The sequence below is a fragment of the Pseudoalteromonas sp. NZS37 genome, from assembly GCF_015864265.1.
Classification (GTDB): domain Bacteria; phylum Pseudomonadota; class Gammaproteobacteria; order Enterobacterales; family Alteromonadaceae; genus Pseudoalteromonas; species Pseudoalteromonas arctica.
Genome location: NZ_JADYXL010000003.1, coordinates 484,075 through 499,587 on the forward strand (window position 1 = coordinate 484,075; position 15,513 = coordinate 499,587).

Sequence of the window (15,513 nt, forward strand, 5' to 3'; positions counted from 1 at the left end):
TGCACTTTAAGTCGTTATCAATAAACGTAATTGCTAATTGAAATATAATGGCAAACACACCCAGCAATAACAAATAAGTGCCAAATAGCGTGGCTAAATTGGGTGCTTTTAGCGCTGTAAAAAAAAGTGCCTAAACTATAAAAAATACCGCCGGCAAGTAGCCAGTAAAGTGCTTTTACATCAACACTAGAGTAGAGCGGATATACAATAGCCAGTGCAAACCAACCCATGAGTAAGTAGGTGGCGAGTGATATTTTTTTATTACCGTTTTTTACAAATACTTTGTACGCAACGCCCGCCAGTGCCACAGTCCATATAAATGTAAGTGTTGCCCATGACCAAGCACCGGTTAATGAGATTAATAAAAAGGGGGTGTAGGTGCCGGCAATTAATAAGTATATGGCGCAGTGATCGCACTTTTTATAAAAGGCTCTTAAGCGCGGTTGAATACTGGCGTGGTACAAAGTGGATGACAAAAACAGTACAAATAGGCTACTGCCATAAATTGCAGTACTAATATACGCGTTAGTGCTGGTGGCTTGGCTAAATAAATCCCACATAACAAATGCGGCAAATACAATACCAAGTGCATGACTAATTACGTTTAGTTGTTCTTCTTTTTTAGAATAGGGCGCTTCTAACGACATAACAGATCCTACCACTATTTGAATGAATTTTAGTGTACAAGTGTACGCTGAGTTTTTCAATATTATAATTTTTATATGAATACAATAATTTATTGTTTTTCATAAAGTTGAAACATCAATTTAACCAATGCGTAATTAATAAGACGTAAAAAAGTCGTAATAGTTCGTTAGATTGCTGGTAATTCCTAAAAACAATTAACCGGACGAACAGTGAAAAACATGAAAAATAAATTAACAACACGGCCTTTTCTTAAACTTACTAAATTGTCTGTGGCGATGATTTGCGTTACATCAACAAATAGTTTTGCAGATCAAACCATAAATAAAGAACTTGATGAAATAGTGGTTGTTGCTCAAAAGCGTGCGCAATCAATACAAGATGTGCCCGTAACAATAAGCGCCTACGATGGCGACTTTTTAGAAAGCTTAGGTATTGGCGAACTCGACACTTTATCTGAAATAACACCAGGGCTTGTTATTCAAGAGCAAAGCCCTAACAACCCGGGCTTTGTAATTCGTGGTATTACGTCTGATAGTGGGTCGTCTCAATCATCCCCTCGTGTGTCTATTTATTATAACGGAGCAGATGTATCACGCTCTCGTGGCTCATACTTTGAGCTTTTTGATGTAGAAGGGATTGAAGTTGTTAAGGGACCACAAGCAACACTGTTTGGAACAGCAGCTTCTGTAGGTGCTATTAGTGTAGCAACACGTAAACCAGAAAAAGATTTTTCGGCTCAATTAAAAGCATCCGTTGGTAATTACTCGGCCAAAGGTGCTAGTGGCTTTGTAACGGGTGGCAATGATTTATTGCAAGGCCGTGTTGCTTTTACTTATCGTGAACGTGACGGGTTTATAAAAAATATTGCAGGAAATAGTAACTCCCAAAATCCGGCTGGGTTTAAGCAAGATGATATGCATGCTATTGAGCGTTTTTCTTATCGTCCGTCTTTACGTATTACACCTAGTGACGATGTAACGATTGATTTGGTGTATACGTATGAAAAAAATGATGACTCGGGTACATCTTTTAAAAATGGGCTTTATGCGCCAACCGGTGGTGATACAAGTCCATATAGCTTTGTTGAAATGCCAGGTAGTCCGTATGCAGAGTCTGTGTTTGGAAAAAAAGACTTAGGTGTGGAGCGCACAGTTAACGATTTAAATTTGACTGTAAATTGGGATGTAAGTAACGATTTAACAATCACCTCAATTACTGCAGGGCGTAATTTTGATTCTTTAGAAGTGTTTGATGCTGATGGTACGCAAGCATGGTTTTTAGAATTTGCAGAAGCTGCTGAGGGCGATCAATTTAGCCAAGAATTACGCGCTGTTTATACGCAGAATAAGTTCACTAGTATTTTTGGTGTGAGTTACTTTGAAGAAGATGGTAGCCAGCGTATTCCATTTAGTACAGAGGAGTCTATATTTTTAAATTGCTTAGGCGTATTGGGTTCTGGTGTTCCTTGTATTAATAATGATGGTAGCGTTAATATTTTAACGCCAGCATTAACAGGTGGTGTAGTAAACGAGTTGCCATATTCACTAGAGTTTACAAACTATGGTGAAAACAAAGCGTACTCAGCGTTTGCTGATGTAACTTATGCTACTACTGAAGCATTAGAGTTAACAGTGGGACTTCGTTATATAAAAGAAGAAAAGCGCAGTGGCTATAGCTCTGCTGCACCCAATAGTGTTTTAACACAAGCGCCATTGTTTACGGTTGATACAAATGGTGAAACATTTTATGGCGATGCTGATTATGATGATTGGCTGCCACGTTTTAATGCGCTTTATATAATAAACCCTACTACAAATATGTATGCGACTATTTCAAAAGGGCGTCGTTCGGAAGTACTAGAAGTGAGTTCGGCTAACAACGAACAAGGAAATGTCGAAGCCTCTATATCAGAAGTCCCAGCGGAAATTATTTGGAACTACGAAACCGGTATTAAAGGCAAAGCGCTTGACGGGCGTTTAGATTACTCTGTAGCTGTATTTTATCAAGATTATTCTAACTTTCAGGTTACGTTACAGGATGATGAAGGCGTTGCGTTTTCTGCTGATGCGGGCTCTGCCACTAATGTTGGCGCAGAGGCTGAGGTAAGGGCGTTAATTAATAATGAGTTTGAGGTTTTTGCCAATGCGGCTTACCTTGATGCTGAAATAGATGATGATAGTAATAACGGTAACCTCGCAGGCAATAAATTTAGACTACAACCAGAGTGGACGTTTAGTACGGGGCTGTTTTATTCAACAGAATTGTCGAACTCACTTAATTTAACGAGCTCTTTAATATATAGCTACCGCTCTGAAGTGTTTTTTGAGCCAGCAAATGCGCCAATATCAGGCTTAGATATTAGCCAACCTGGGCTTGGATTAGTCAGTGCGCGCTTAGGTATCGCAAATGGTGATGACTGGGCTGTTAGTGTATTTGCTAGTAACTTATTAGATAAAGAGTATTTAGTTGATGCAGGTAATACTGGAGGGGGATTTGGCAACCCAACATTTGTTGCAGGAGCACCTCGCTTTGTTGGTATTGAGTTAACTCTCGGGTTTGGTGGACAATAATACATTTAACTACTTGATATTTTAATTGAGCCACTGCAAAGTGGCTTTTTTATGTGATCACGTTAAAGTGAATTTATATTAGGTAAAAATGAAACAAGATCTAAAAGCTGCTTTACTTACCGCCATTGTTTATCCTGGAGCGGGGCATTTTTCTTTAAAAAAACACCTTATAGGCGCTATTTTTGCGGGTGTATTTTCTGTTCTTTTAATTTTAACCCTTCAAGATATATTTGCGATTGCACAGTGTACTGCAAATGAAATTGTACACGGAAAAATCCCCATGTCGGTTACGGCCATTTTAAAAGCCGCGCAACAACCTTCTGACGCCTGCGCTAAACTCGCTGAATATAAGTATTTACCTTTAATGATTATAATTTGGGTGCTGAGCATGATGGATGCATACCGTTTGGGCAGAAAAGCGCTACCCACTAAAAAATAAGCCACTTAATCAGAACTCGGTTTGGTTGGCTTATTAATATTTCACCCTGATATTTAGCTATTATTGATGGCGGTAATAATTATTATTACCGCCTTTTCATTTTTATACATATTTTTTGTAACCGAGATTTTTTGCCAGCACCATGTAAATATCGTGTAAATGCCTGTATATACCCAGTAAAATCCTCAAACCTCGTTAAATCGCTCACTTGTTGATATTTAGTTAATTGAAATCCTTCTCCTTGTACCTTTTTATTCATTTAATGTTAATAAATAAATGATACTTTCTGCTCGCCAAATTAACTTTGTTTAGCTATTAAGTATTGGTTTGCTATCAATTTATTACGTCAAGCAATGACGACTGATAATTTCAATTTAAGGAAATACGATGAATAACAGTTCAAATAATCACAAAAGAAAGGATTTTAAAGTGGCGAGCTTATCGTTAGCTTTATTATTAGGATGCTCAACAATGGCCAATGCCGCTGTTGAGAAGTTAACGGTGAGTGGGAATCAAATTCTTGCGGGCGGAGAAAACACAAGCTTTGCAGGACCTAGCCTATTTTGGAGTAACACGGGGTGGGGCGCTGAAAAATTTTATACAGCAGAAACAGTAGCAAAGGCAAAAACTGAATTTAATGCAACATTAATTCGTGCAGCTATTGGTCATGGTAAGAGTACTGGTGGTAGTTTGAACTTTGATTGGGAGGGCAATATGAGCCGTCTTGATACTGTTGTAAACGCAGCTATTGTTGAGGATATGTACGTTATTATTGATTTTCATAGCCATGAAGCACATACCGATCAAGCAACTGCAGTTCGCTTTTTTGAAGACGTAGCTACCAAATATGGGCAGTACGACAATGTTATTTATGAAATTTATAACGAGCCGTTACAAATCTCGTGGGTTAACGATATTAAGCCTTACGCAGAAACAGTTATTGATAAAATTAGAGCAATCGATCCTGATAACTTAATTGTGGTTGGAACGCCTACGTGGTCGCAAGATGTTGATGTGGCATCACAAAACCCAATTGATCGTGCCAATATTGCTTACACTCTGCATTTTTATGCTGGCACGCATGGTCAATCGTATCGAAATAAAGCACAAACAGCACTCGATAACGGCATTGCACTATTCGCCACAGAGTGGGGAACAGTCAATGCTGATGGCAATGGTGGTGTTAATATCAATGAAACCGATGCATGGATGGCATTTTTTAAAACAAACAATATTAGTCACGCTAACTGGGCTTTAAACGATAAAAACGAAGGTGCATCGTTATTTACTCCAGGCGGTAGTTGGAATTCACTAACCGCGTCAGGCACTAAAGTTAAAGAGATCATTCAAGGTTGGGGTGGTGGTAGTAGCAATGTTGATTTAGATAGCGACGGGGATGGTGTAAGTAACAGCCTTGATCAGTGCAATAATACTCCCGCAGGTACAACGGTTGATAGTATTGGTTGTGCAGTAACTGACAGTGATGGTGATGGTATTAGCGATAGTGTTGATCAATGCCCTAATACACCTGCAGGTGAAACTGTTAATAATATAGGTTGTGTTGTTGAAGTAGTTGAGCCACAAAGCGATGCGGATAACGATGGTGTGAATGATGATATTGATCAGTGCCCAGATACACCCGCTGGTACAAGTGTTGATACAAATGGATGCAGTGTTGTAAGTTCAACCGATTGTAATGGCATTAATACATACCCTAATTGGGTGAACAAAGATTACTCAGGTGGCCCGTTTACTCACAATAACACCGACGATAAAATGCAATATCAAGGCAATGCATACAGCGCAAATTGGTATACAAATAGCCTTCCAGGAAGTGATGCTTCGTGGACGCTTCTTTATACTTGTAATTAAGCACGTTTTATAAAATATACAAGAAGGTAAATAATACATTTACCTTCTTTCTAAAAGTATTAGCCTTTATAAACACTTTGATGCTGGTTAACTATGTTATAGCTTGGGGAGTTTATGTTATCTATATAGCGCCAATCGGTTGTGATTTGCTCTTTAGTAATCGTCAGTAACATATATCCACGGTGTGATAAGTCACAATAGTTTAAGTCGTTTATTAGCAATGAAAGCGAGTCAGCCATCTGCTTTGCTTGTGCTGTATTAAGCGCTAAATAATGCTCCATACCCGGGGATGTAACACCAGGTGTTGCAAGCTCTACTCCTACGCTTTCGCCTTTTGCATTTTTTAATGTGCCATGCCACGCATTGTGCGTATCACCTGCAACCACTACTAACTTTTTATTTAATGCAGTAACGCTTTTGTATAATGCTTCGCGCTCGCTTGGATAACCATCCCACGCATCTAAATTGTAAGGCATTAAAGTATTTACGCGTGCGAGTTGCGCGGGTGTTACCGCTTTATTTGCTAACACGGCTTTTTTAATGGCAACAAGCTCTTTTAACACCTGCGGTATTTTAGTGCGATCGGATTGCGAGAATATTTCAGTTGGTAGCCACATTTTAGTCATCAATACTTGCTGGCCTAATATTTGCCACTTTGCATTTGATTTAGTTATTGCACTCGTAAGCCAGTTTAGTTGTGTGTTACCTAGTAACTGCCTTTTTGGATTATTTAAATCACTGGCAAAGCGCGCAACATCCATTTGCTTGGTCTCGGGGTTTTTATAGTCGCTGTAAGCGAGTTGTTTATCGCGTGCTATTACGCGCGTATCTAGCATGTGCAAGCTTATTAAATTACCAAAATCGAAGGTGCGATATATTTGCGGGCTTTGTTCGCCCATAGGCGGTCTAATTGGCAGCCATTCGTAATAGGCTTGAATAGCTGCTGCGCGACGCTTAAAAAAGTCACCTTCATCTGGGGTATGATTTTCAGCACCACTTTTATAGGTATCGTTAGTAACTTCGTGATCATCCCATATTGCGATAAAAGGCGCTGCAGCGTGAAGTGCTTGTAAGCCTTGGTCTGTTCTGTAAATAGCATAGCGTTTACGATAGTCGCTAAGGGTAATAATTTCACCGCTGTTATCGGCTGCTAATTGGCGGCCAATTTTTTCAGCATTTTCGGTAGCGTATCCGCCCATTGGGTATTCGTAAATGTAATCTCCCAAATGCAGTACTACATCTAAATCTTTTTGCTTAGCGGCATCTGTGTAGGCATTAAAGTACCCAGCAGGGTAGTTTGAGCACGAAACAACAGCCATTTTTATTTGTTCAACATTGTTTATTGGTAGTGTTTTAGCCCGGCCAATAGGGCTTTGTGTTTGCAAACCTATAAAACGATAAAAGTACTCTGTGTTTGGAGCAAGTTCTTGTACGTCTATTTTTATTGTAAAGTCTCGGCTTTTATCTGTTTGTTCGCGCCCGCTACGAATAATGTTTTTAAATTGAGAGTCACTTGCCAGTTCCCAAGCAACAGTAACTTCAAAATTTGATTGAGCAGTGGTTGCACGTGTCCAAATTATTAAAGCATGACTAAGCGGATCGCCACTTGCTACACCGTGTTTAAATTCAATAGCCGATAGAGGTTTGTTTATTAATGTTTGAGCACAACCTGTAATGGCACTCGATACTGCGACGGTAAATATGCTTGCTGCTGAGGTTTTTAAAAAATTTCGACGTGATGAAAGAGTCATACTGCACTTTTTGAATTATTTATAGTGGTGTGCACTTTAGCGGGTAGATATGACGTTTTTATAAACGCTAAATGTATTTAGTGTGACGGTATTAATACCTTTAAATCCTTTTATTTATTAACTAAAAAGTAGTCAAAAAATTAAATTAAATGGTTAAATTAACGAGAGATGAATTTTTTAAATTAAAGTAATGCGTGTAAAGTTTTTTAATTACAATTGGTTAAGATTTATTTTTATGTTGGCACAACCCTTGAGTATATAACTACGTCTAAACAATACACAAACAAGGAATACCATTATGAAACATTCAATTAAAATCGCTATGGCAAGTTTATTAGTATTAGGTTCTGCGCAAGTACATGCAGTAGAAGTGGACCTAGATGTAACTGATATATTAACTCAAAGTGTAGCAAGCTATGTTAAGCAAACCACAATCGAGCTTGAAAAATCACTAAAGGAAACGCTTTATTTTGATGCTAAAACTGTTTTAGAGGGGTTATTAGATGAGCCCGTTTTAACAGATAGCACAACGCTTAAAAATACTGACACTAGTATAAAAAACGTAAAATAAATTATTTAAAGGATTAAAACGATGAGCAGTGAACTTGGATTATTTGCATTAATGTTAGCACCCGTAGTCAGTATGATTAGCGCTTATTACTCGGTTCAAGTGTTTAAAGCTATGGGAGGTTGGTTTAATCTTTAGCCAATTATATAGCTGGTAATTAATTCGATTCATACAAAGCTGATCGACTTAGCAAAAGCGCACGTAAATAAAGGCAGAGTGTTTGAAATAAGTAGACTTTATGAAACGTGCGATTTTTCCATTACCCATTTTTATGTTACCTGAAGGTTATACGCGATTACGCATATTTGAGCCTCGCTACTTAAATATGGTTAAAACCGCATTAAAAAATAATACAGGGTTTGTGCTTTGTACGTTTGAGCATGACACGCCTTTTAATATAAGCGCGCAAGGTTGCCTTGTTGATATTATTGATTTTGACCAAGACGATAACGATGTATTATTAATTGATGTATTTGCATCGCAAAATGTGCAAATTAATGATGTTTATCAAGACGAAGACGAATTACGTCACGGCTTAGTATCGCCTTGTAATACGCCGTATTGGTACAAAGATTCTAACAATCAAATTGGTGAACATTACCTATTACACGATGCGCTTAAAAACGTGTTTCAAGGTAATCCGGAACTTAATTTGTTGTACAAGAAAACTCATTTTGACAAGCTTCCATGGATTGCAGCACGTTGGCTTGAACTCCTACCTGTTTCTATTGAGAAAAAACAGCAACTTGCGTTTGAAACGAATTTTGATAACTTACTGAATTTCCTCCATACTGTGATTAATAACGAATTTGCCTAAATTTTATGATCCTAAATTAATTATTGCCCGTATTACTTAATACAAAAGCAATAACGGGATAAATTATTATGGTAAGTCAACAACAGTCACCACGTTGTGAACCTAATACAGGTAAGTACACTGCCATGCCAGAAACGCCGAGTAAAGAGCTCATGCAAGCGCTTATAGATGTTGCGCAATCACGCGACAAAAAAGCGTTTTCATATTTATTTGAATACTTTGCGCCAAAAATTAAACGCTTTGGAATTAAGCAGTTTGGTGTTGAAGCCCAAGCCATGGAGCTTGTGCAAGAAACATTAACGTCTGTTTGGCGTAAAGCACATTTGTATCATAGTGAAAAAGGCGCTGCGACTACGTGGGTTTATACCGTTATGCGTAACGCTTCGTTCGATATGCTTCGTAAAATGAAAAGTAATAAAGAAGAAAATATAAGCGAAGATATTTGGCCGTTACTAAACGACTCACAAGATACGCATCACGAATACAGTGATCATTTAGAAGATAAGCAAATTAAGCGTTATTTAGACAAATTACCAATTGCTCAACGCGAAGTGGTAAGAGGCGTTTATTTTCAAGATATGTCGCAAGAGCAACTTGCACATCAACTTAATATTCCAGTAGGCACGGTAAAATCACGGTTACGTTTGGCCTTGCAAAAATTACGTAATGAAATGGGAGATCAGCATGATTAAACATCACCCGAGTGAAACTTTACTGACACAGTATTGCGATGCATCACTTGCTACATCATTGAGTTTAGCCGTTTCTATTCACGTAGACATGTGCCCTGTGTGCCAAGCTAAAGTAGCTAAAATTGAAGCAAGTAATGCAAATGCATTATTTAGTGAAGAGCCTGCTCAATTTGAGAAACCTCAAACTGAGAAATCTGATTTACTTGAAGAATTTGAACTAAATGTTCTCGATATGATCATGTCTGATGATTCTATTGATGAAGTTTACGAAGTAGAGCCTGTATCTATTAAAGTGAATGAGCATAACTATCAGCTTCCACGTGCTTTAACACGTATTTCTCATAGCAAATTTACACAAGTTGGTAAACTGGCACGATCTCGCGTTTCGCTTGATGATGGTGCGCTGCGTTCTAGCTTGCTACATATTGATGCCGGTGGCGAAATTCCTGAGCATACACATACCGGATTTGAAGTTACTTTACTACTAGATGGTGAGTTTAGTGATGAAGATGGTAATTACGTACCAGGCGACTTTATTTGGCAAGATGGTAGTCATCAACATACACCTTTAACGAAAGATGGATGTTTATGCTTTACAGTTGTCAGTAGTGCGCTACATTTTAATAAGGGCTTCAGCAAGTTACTAAATCCAATAGGTAATTTGATTTACTAAGAGAATATATGCATACAGATATAATAAAAATAGGTATAAGCGCCTGCTTAGCAGGCGAAAAAGTTAGATTTGACACAGGACATAAAAAGTCAAATTTTTGTATGGATGAGCTAGGTAAACACGTTGAATACACACGGTTTTGTCCGGAAGTAGCTGTTGGTTTACCGATACCTCGTCCAACTATTCGCCAGGTTAAAGTGGGCGATACTATTAAAGTATGCCGCCCAGATGGCACCGGCGAAGTAGGCCAACAACTTACTGAATATGGTAAAAAAGTTGCAACTGAACAAGCTAAAGAATTAAGCGGATTTGTATTTTGTGCAAAAAGCCCAAGTTGCGGCATGGAGCGCATTAAAATATACAATGAAGCAGGAACAGGTAATACCTCAGAAGGCGTTGGTTTTTTTGCTGAGCAAATAATGAAGCACAACCCATTATTGCCATGTGAAGAAAACGGACGTTTAAACGACATGCATTTACGTGAAAACTTTGTAATGAGAATTTACGTATTTAAAAACTGGCAAAAATTAGTACAAGAGCCGCTTACGGTTCATAAGCTTACTCAATTTCACTCTCAGTATAAGTACTTGTTGATGGCTCATAACTATCAAGCTTATCGTGATTTGGGTAACCTGCTGGGGACTTATGTAGGTGACGATATAAACGCAGTTGCTGATGAATATATCCTAGGTTTGATGACGGGTCTTAAAAAGCCAGCTTCTCGCAGAAATAATTGCAACACCCTAATGCATTTACAAGGCTACTTTAAAAATGATTTATCGAAGGTTGAAAAACAAGAACTTCGTGATGCGATAGATGAATACCGCGAAGGATTGGTGCCATTGTATGTACCACTTACCTTGTTAAAACATCATTTGAAGGTTCACCCAAATGAGTACCTTGAAAAACAAGTGTTTTTTAACCCTTACCCTCACGATTTAAAACTACGATTTGGTATTTAATGGATACATTATTTTGGTTTAGGCGCGATTTGCGCCTTTTTTCTAACGAAGCGTTAATTCAAGCGCTAAATAATGGCGCTAAACACGCCATTTTTTTTGTGTCTGGAAAACAGTGGCAACAACACCAAACTGCGCCCATTCAGATTGACTTACTCAAGCGCCGAGTTACTTATCTTCAATCTCAGCTTGCTGATTACGGCATTACTTTACATGTTATTGAAGCGCCTAGCTTTTCTGATTGTACGCGTGAGCTTATTGATTTTTGTAAATCAAACGATGTAAAACACGTAATTGCTAATACAGAATATGAGCTTAATGAAGTAAACCGCGATAAAGCAATTATGCACGAATGCGATGAGCTTTCAATTGCTTTTACTTTGTACGAAGGTGATTTAATTGCACCTGTCGGAACGGTTAAAAACCAAAGTAATGAAATGTATAAAGTGTTTACTCCATTTAAGCGAGCATGGTTAAAGCAGTATCAAGATACACACTTTAGTTTGCCTCAATGGCCTTTAACTTCTGATTCAATAAAATTTGATGAAAGCGACTTACTAAAAAGTGATGGATGCTCAGATAAGTGGCCGGTTGACGACGAAACACTTTCTACTGTGGTCGATAACTTTATATGTGACAAACTTACAAGCTACGATGATCAGCGTGATATACCCAGCGTAAAAGGCACATCAGGTTTAAGCCCGTATTTAGCACTTGGTATTGTAAGCACAAAACAGCTGCTTATTAATATTCAGCAGCGTTATCCTGATATTTTAACTACGTCAAAAAGTAAAACGTTTACGTGGATTAACGAGCTTGTTTGGCGCGAATTTTACAGGCATTTAATTGCTGAATTTCCGAAGCTTTCGCGCGGTGATAACTTTAACGAAAAGTATAACGCCGTAGTGTGGCGTAAAAGCGAAAATGAATTTACAGCATGGTGTGAAGGGCGTACAGGTTACCCGTTAGTAGATGCTGCAATGCTACAACTAAAGCAAACCGGTTGGATGCACAATCGTTTACGTATGGTTGTTGCGAGCTTTTTAACTAAGCATTTATTAATAGACTGGCGCGAAGGTGAGCGCTTTTTTATGCAGCACCTAATTGATGGCGATTTAGCCTCAAATAATGGTGGCTGGCAGTGGGCTGCAAGTACCGGGTGTGATGCTCAGCCTTACTTTAGAGTTTTTAACCCTATCAGACAAAGCGAGCGCTTTGATCCAACTGGCAAGTTTATCCGTAAGTATTTGCCAGAGCTTGAAAACGTGCCAGATAAACACATTCATTTTCCACACACTTATTTAGCCGCAATAGGTAAAGATAAGGAATGTTACTGGCCAGCAATAGTTGATCATAAAGCGGCACGAGAACGTGCACTTGCTGCATTTAAGGTGTGATATGGATAACCAGTTACCAGTAGATAAATTTGTTGAAATATACCAACAGCTTGATAGCACTAATCTTGATTTATTGAGTGATATTTACTGTGACAACATACAGTTTATAGACCCAATGCATGAAATTAATGGCATTGTAGAATTGCGCAGGTACTTTGCTAACTTATATAGCAATGTTAAGCATTGTCAGTTTGATATTAGCGATTCGTTTAATAGCGGCAACAATGCTTTTATTTATTGGACTATGCACTATGCACATCCAAAGCTTTCATCAGGTAAAACTATTTCGGTAGAAGGTCATAGCAAGCTTATTTTTGAAAATGGCAAAATTATCAAGCACAGAGACTACTTTAATGTGGGCGAGTTGCTGTACAAACATATTCCTTTACTTGGTAGTGTTATAAAGCTAATTGATAAAAGGGCAGGTTAATTATGATCACACTTATAACGGGTGCTACTTCTGGTATTGGTGAGCAGTTAGCAATTAAATATGCGCAGTTGGGAGACACTGTTATCGCTTGTGGCCGTAATAGTGAAAAGCTCGCTGAGCTTGCTAAATACGACAATATTCAAGCATGTAAATTTGATGCAACTAATCTACAAGACATTAAAGAGTCTACTATTGGCTTTCCTCATTTTGACCGTGTTATTTTAAACGCGGGTAACTGTGAATATATAGATGACGCACGAAACTTTGATAGTGCATTGTTTGAGCGTGTAATAAACGTAAATTTACTCTCTATGGGGTATTGCCTTGAGGCGCTACTTCCTAAAATAAATTCAGGTGGTCAGCTTGTTTTGGTCAGCTCAAGTGTTACCTATCTTGCGCTACCTCGTTCAGAAGCTTATGGTGCATCAAAAGCGGGTGTAAGTTACTTAGCAAAAAGCTTAGCTGTTGATTTAGATGATGTTGATGTGACTTTAGTTCACCCTGGCTTTGTGAAAACTCCGCTTACTAATAAAAATGATTTCCCGATGCCTATGGCCGTTACCGCTGAAAAAGCCGCAGACTATATGATTAAGGGAATACATAAGCGCCGAAAAGATGTTCACTTTCCGTACCGTTTTACGCTTATATTAAAAGCATTACGTATTTTACCACTCCCAATTTGGCTTAAAATCGCAAAAGGATTAGCCCGTTGAAAAAAATAGCAATAATAGGAACTGGTGTATCTGGTTTAACATGTGGGCATTTGCTTCATAAACATTACGATGTAACCGTATTTGAAAAAAATGATTATATAGGTGGCCACACTGCAACGGTTGATATTGATGTATGCGGCATAAAATACGCAATAGATACTGGCTTTATTGTATTTAATGACAGAACTTACCCATACTTTGAAAAGTTACTATCGCGTATTGGTGTAGATAAACAAACAACGCAAATGAGCTTTAGTGTTCATAACGAAGCCACTGGCTTTGAATACAATGGCCATACGTTTACAAGCCTGTTTGCACAGCGTCGTAATATTTTTAGACCTAAGTTTTGGCGATTATTGTACGACATTGTTAGGTTTAACAAACTGTGTAAAGCACTACATGAAAAAGATGATTACCAATCTGATCAATCATTAGGGCAACTGCTTAGTGACAATCACTTTAATGACTTTTTTAAATACCATTATATCCTTCCGATGGGCGCGGCTATTTGGTCTACCAGTATTAAAGAAATGGAAAATGTAGGCGTTGAATTTTTTGTTAAGTTCTTCTTTAATCATGGCCTTTTAGATGTAACAAACAGACCACAGTGGTATGTAGTACCAGGTGGCTCTCGTCAGTATATTAAGCCACTGATCAGAGGTTTTGCTGATAAAATTAAACTTAATACAGATATTAAATCTGTAACGCGTCAAAATGATGAAGTAACAATAGAGTTTGCCAATGGTGAATTAAGTAAGTTTGATAAAGTAATATTTGCTTGTCATTCAGACCAGGCGCTTGCACTACTTGGTGATGCAACTGAGCAAGAAAAGTCAGTATTGGGTGCAATAGCTTACACTGAGAATTCAGTTGTGCTGCACACCGATACAAACCTTTTACCAGATAGAAAAGCGGCATGGGCAAGTTGGAACTACCTACTTAATAACAACACTGATAAAGCAGCTGTTGTTACCTACCAAATGAATATTTTGCAAGGTATACAATCGGATACACAGTTTTGTGTAACGCTTAATCATCTTGAAGGAATAAGCCAAAGTAAAATTTTGCGCGAGTTTACTTATCATCACCCTGTATTTAACCAAGAGTCAATTGCTGCTCAAAAACTTAAACACAGTATTGATGGACAAAACAATAGTTATTTTTGTGGTGCTTATTGGTACAATGGTTTCCATGAAGATGGCGTACACAGTGGTGTAGATGTAGCCAAGCAACTTGGGGTCGAATTTGACTAGTGCAGTGTATTTAGGCGATGTAAAACATCGCCGTTTTGCTGTTAAAGAACATCGTTTCAGTTACCCTTTGTATATGATGTGGGTAGATTTAAATAATCCTCAACAGCTAAATGGTGTGCATAAACACCTAGGTACGTCAGGCTTAAAGGCGTTAAAATTTAATGAAGCTGATTATCTTAAAGACACTTCACAACTTGCTAAACGACCTCTTATTGAGCGTGCGCATGATCAACTTGCCAATTTAGGTATTACTGAAACCTTTTCTCATATTTACATGCTAGGGCAGCTTCGTTGTTTTGGTGTGTATTTTAGTCCTGTTAATTTTTACTTTTTTGGCCACAACGACACCCATTTTAAGTACATGATAGCTGAAGTGAGTAATACACCATGGAACGAACGTCATTATTATTTAGTCCCTTTAGAAAAAAAAGTGAACTTTAAGAAGGTTTTTTCCGTATCACCTTTTATGAATCTAGATATGAACTATCATTGGCATGTTAAACAATCGCCTGATAAAACATTGATACACATTGAAAATAAGCAAAATGAAGAGTTATTATTTGATGCAACACTTCGCTTGAAACGTAAAGAACTCACTAACGAAGAGATTAATAAGTTGTTAAAACGTTTTCCGGCCATGACATGGTCTATTTTCAAAGGTATTTATTATCAAGCATTAAAGTTGTTTATAAAGCGAGTGCCTTTTTTAGGTCACTCAGGTAAGCCATAAA

Annotated in this window: 15 protein-coding genes; 13 read left to right on the forward strand and 2 right to left on the reverse strand. The window is 38.0% G+C overall.

Annotated features, from left to right (window positions below; all coding sequences use genetic code 11):
• Positions 1-17: 17 nt before the first annotated feature.
• Entirely contained in the window at positions 18-647 is a 630-nt protein-coding gene (gene trhA / locus I6F47_RS08085) for a PAQR family membrane homeostasis protein TrhA (protein WP_197183659.1), read from the reverse strand.
• 219 nt (positions 648-866) lie between these two features.
• Between trhA and I6F47_RS08090 the strand changes: the two genes are divergently transcribed.
• From I6F47_RS08090 to I6F47_RS08100, 3 genes are all read left to right on the forward strand, one after another.
• Positions 867-3,218: a TonB-dependent receptor gene (locus tag I6F47_RS08090; protein ID WP_197183660.1), complete on the forward strand. Its 2,352-nt coding sequence runs from the start codon at positions 867-869 to the stop codon at positions 3,216-3,218.
• Between the two features lie 88 nt (positions 3,219-3,306).
• Positions 3,307-3,657, forward strand: coding sequence for a hypothetical protein (locus I6F47_RS08095; protein ID WP_101216961.1), 351 nt, complete (start codon positions 3,307-3,309; stop codon positions 3,655-3,657).
• A gap of 387 nt (positions 3,658-4,044) precedes the next feature.
• Positions 4,045-5,529 carry a cellulase family glycosylhydrolase gene (locus I6F47_RS08100; RefSeq protein WP_197183661.1) on the forward strand — a complete coding sequence of 495 codons (1,485 nt, stop codon included), beginning with the start codon at positions 4,045-4,047 and terminating at the stop codon, positions 5,527-5,529.
• Positions 5,530-5,588: 59 nt separating this feature from the next.
• On the opposite strand, the gene I6F47_RS08105 is transcribed toward I6F47_RS08100, so the two are convergent.
• Complete coding sequence (locus I6F47_RS08105; RefSeq protein ID WP_197183662.1) at positions 5,589-7,280, reverse strand: alkaline phosphatase D family protein; 1,692 nt, start codon at positions 7,278-7,280, stop codon at positions 5,589-5,591.
• Positions 7,281-7,578: 298 nt separating this feature from the next.
• On the opposite strand from I6F47_RS08105, the gene I6F47_RS08110 reads away from it, so the two are divergent.
• From I6F47_RS08110 to I6F47_RS08155, 10 genes are all read left to right on the forward strand, one after another.
• A complete protein-coding gene (locus tag I6F47_RS08110) occupies positions 7,579-7,851 on the forward strand; it encodes a hypothetical protein (RefSeq protein ID WP_165722969.1) in 273 nt (90 codons plus the stop codon).
• A gap of 235 nt (positions 7,852-8,086) precedes the next feature.
• Positions 8,087-8,665: an LON peptidase substrate-binding domain-containing protein gene (locus I6F47_RS08115; protein WP_024591092.1), complete on the forward strand. Its 579-nt coding sequence runs from the start codon at positions 8,087-8,089 to the stop codon at positions 8,663-8,665.
• Positions 8,666-8,733: 68 nt separating this feature from the next.
• Positions 8,734-9,357, forward strand: a complete 624-nt coding sequence (locus I6F47_RS08120) for a sigma-70 family RNA polymerase sigma factor (RefSeq protein ID WP_010552978.1) — start codon at positions 8,734-8,736, stop codon at positions 9,355-9,357.
• Positions 9,350-10,030, forward strand: a complete 681-nt coding sequence (locus I6F47_RS08125; protein WP_024591091.1) for a ChrR family anti-sigma-E factor — start codon at positions 9,350-9,352, stop codon at positions 10,028-10,030. The genes I6F47_RS08120 and I6F47_RS08125 overlap by 8 nt, the downstream gene beginning before the upstream one ends.
• Positions 10,031-10,038: 8 nt before the next feature.
• A complete protein-coding gene (locus I6F47_RS08130) occupies positions 10,039-10,992 on the forward strand; it encodes a YbgA family protein (RefSeq protein ID WP_165722968.1) in 954 nt (317 codons plus the stop codon).
• Complete coding sequence (gene phrB, locus I6F47_RS08135; RefSeq protein ID WP_197183663.1) at positions 10,992-12,386, forward strand: deoxyribodipyrimidine photo-lyase; 1,395 nt, start codon at positions 10,992-10,994, stop codon at positions 12,384-12,386. The genes I6F47_RS08130 and phrB overlap by 1 nt, the downstream gene beginning before the upstream one ends.
• Before the next feature lies 1 nt (position 12,387).
• The gene (locus I6F47_RS08140) at positions 12,388-12,816 is read left to right on the forward strand and encodes a nuclear transport factor 2 family protein (protein WP_007580706.1); all 429 of its coding nucleotides are present in this window, start codon (positions 12,388-12,390) and stop codon (positions 12,814-12,816) included.
• A 2-nt stretch (positions 12,817-12,818) separates the two neighbouring features.
• On the forward strand, positions 12,819-13,529 hold the full coding sequence (locus I6F47_RS08145) for an SDR family NAD(P)-dependent oxidoreductase (RefSeq protein WP_024591087.1): 711 nt from the start codon (positions 12,819-12,821) through the stop codon (positions 13,527-13,529).
• Positions 13,526-14,782, forward strand: a complete 1,257-nt coding sequence (locus I6F47_RS08150; protein ID WP_197183664.1) for an NAD(P)/FAD-dependent oxidoreductase — start codon at positions 13,526-13,528, stop codon at positions 14,780-14,782. The genes I6F47_RS08145 and I6F47_RS08150 overlap by 4 nt, the downstream gene beginning before the upstream one ends.
• Positions 14,775-15,512 (forward strand): DUF1365 domain-containing protein, encoded by a 738-nt coding sequence (locus tag I6F47_RS08155; protein WP_197183665.1) that lies wholly within the window; start codon positions 14,775-14,777, stop codon positions 15,510-15,512. Before I6F47_RS08150 ends, I6F47_RS08155 begins: the two co-directional genes overlap by 8 nt.
• Position 15,513: the final 1 nt, after the last annotated feature.

Coding starts and splice junctions, on each gene's coding strand:
- trhA (WP_197183659.1), bottom strand. CDS start 647: ATGTCGTTAGAAGCGCCCTATTCTAAAAAAGAAGAACAACTAAACGTA.
- I6F47_RS08090 (WP_197183660.1), top strand. CDS start 867: ATGAAAAATAAATTAACAACACGGCCTTTTCTTAAACTTACTAAATTG.
- I6F47_RS08095 (WP_101216961.1), top strand. CDS start 3,307: ATGAAACAAGATCTAAAAGCTGCTTTACTTACCGCCATTGTTTATCCT.
- I6F47_RS08100 (WP_197183661.1), top strand. CDS start 4,045: ATGAATAACAGTTCAAATAATCACAAAAGAAAGGATTTTAAAGTGGCG.
- I6F47_RS08105 (WP_197183662.1), bottom strand. CDS start 7,280: ATGACTCTTTCATCACGTCGAAATTTTTTAAAAACCTCAGCAGCAAGC.
- I6F47_RS08110 (WP_165722969.1), top strand. CDS start 7,579: ATGAAACATTCAATTAAAATCGCTATGGCAAGTTTATTAGTATTAGGT.
- I6F47_RS08115 (WP_024591092.1), top strand. CDS start 8,087: ATGAAACGTGCGATTTTTCCATTACCCATTTTTATGTTACCTGAAGGT.
- I6F47_RS08120 (WP_010552978.1), top strand. CDS start 8,734: ATGGTAAGTCAACAACAGTCACCACGTTGTGAACCTAATACAGGTAAG.
- I6F47_RS08125 (WP_024591091.1), top strand. CDS start 9,350: ATGATTAAACATCACCCGAGTGAAACTTTACTGACACAGTATTGCGAT.
- I6F47_RS08130 (WP_165722968.1), top strand. CDS start 10,039: ATGCATACAGATATAATAAAAATAGGTATAAGCGCCTGCTTAGCAGGC.
- phrB (WP_197183663.1), top strand. CDS start 10,992: ATGGATACATTATTTTGGTTTAGGCGCGATTTGCGCCTTTTTTCTAAC.
- I6F47_RS08140 (WP_007580706.1), top strand. CDS start 12,388: ATGGATAACCAGTTACCAGTAGATAAATTTGTTGAAATATACCAACAG.
- I6F47_RS08145 (WP_024591087.1), top strand. CDS start 12,819: ATGATCACACTTATAACGGGTGCTACTTCTGGTATTGGTGAGCAGTTA.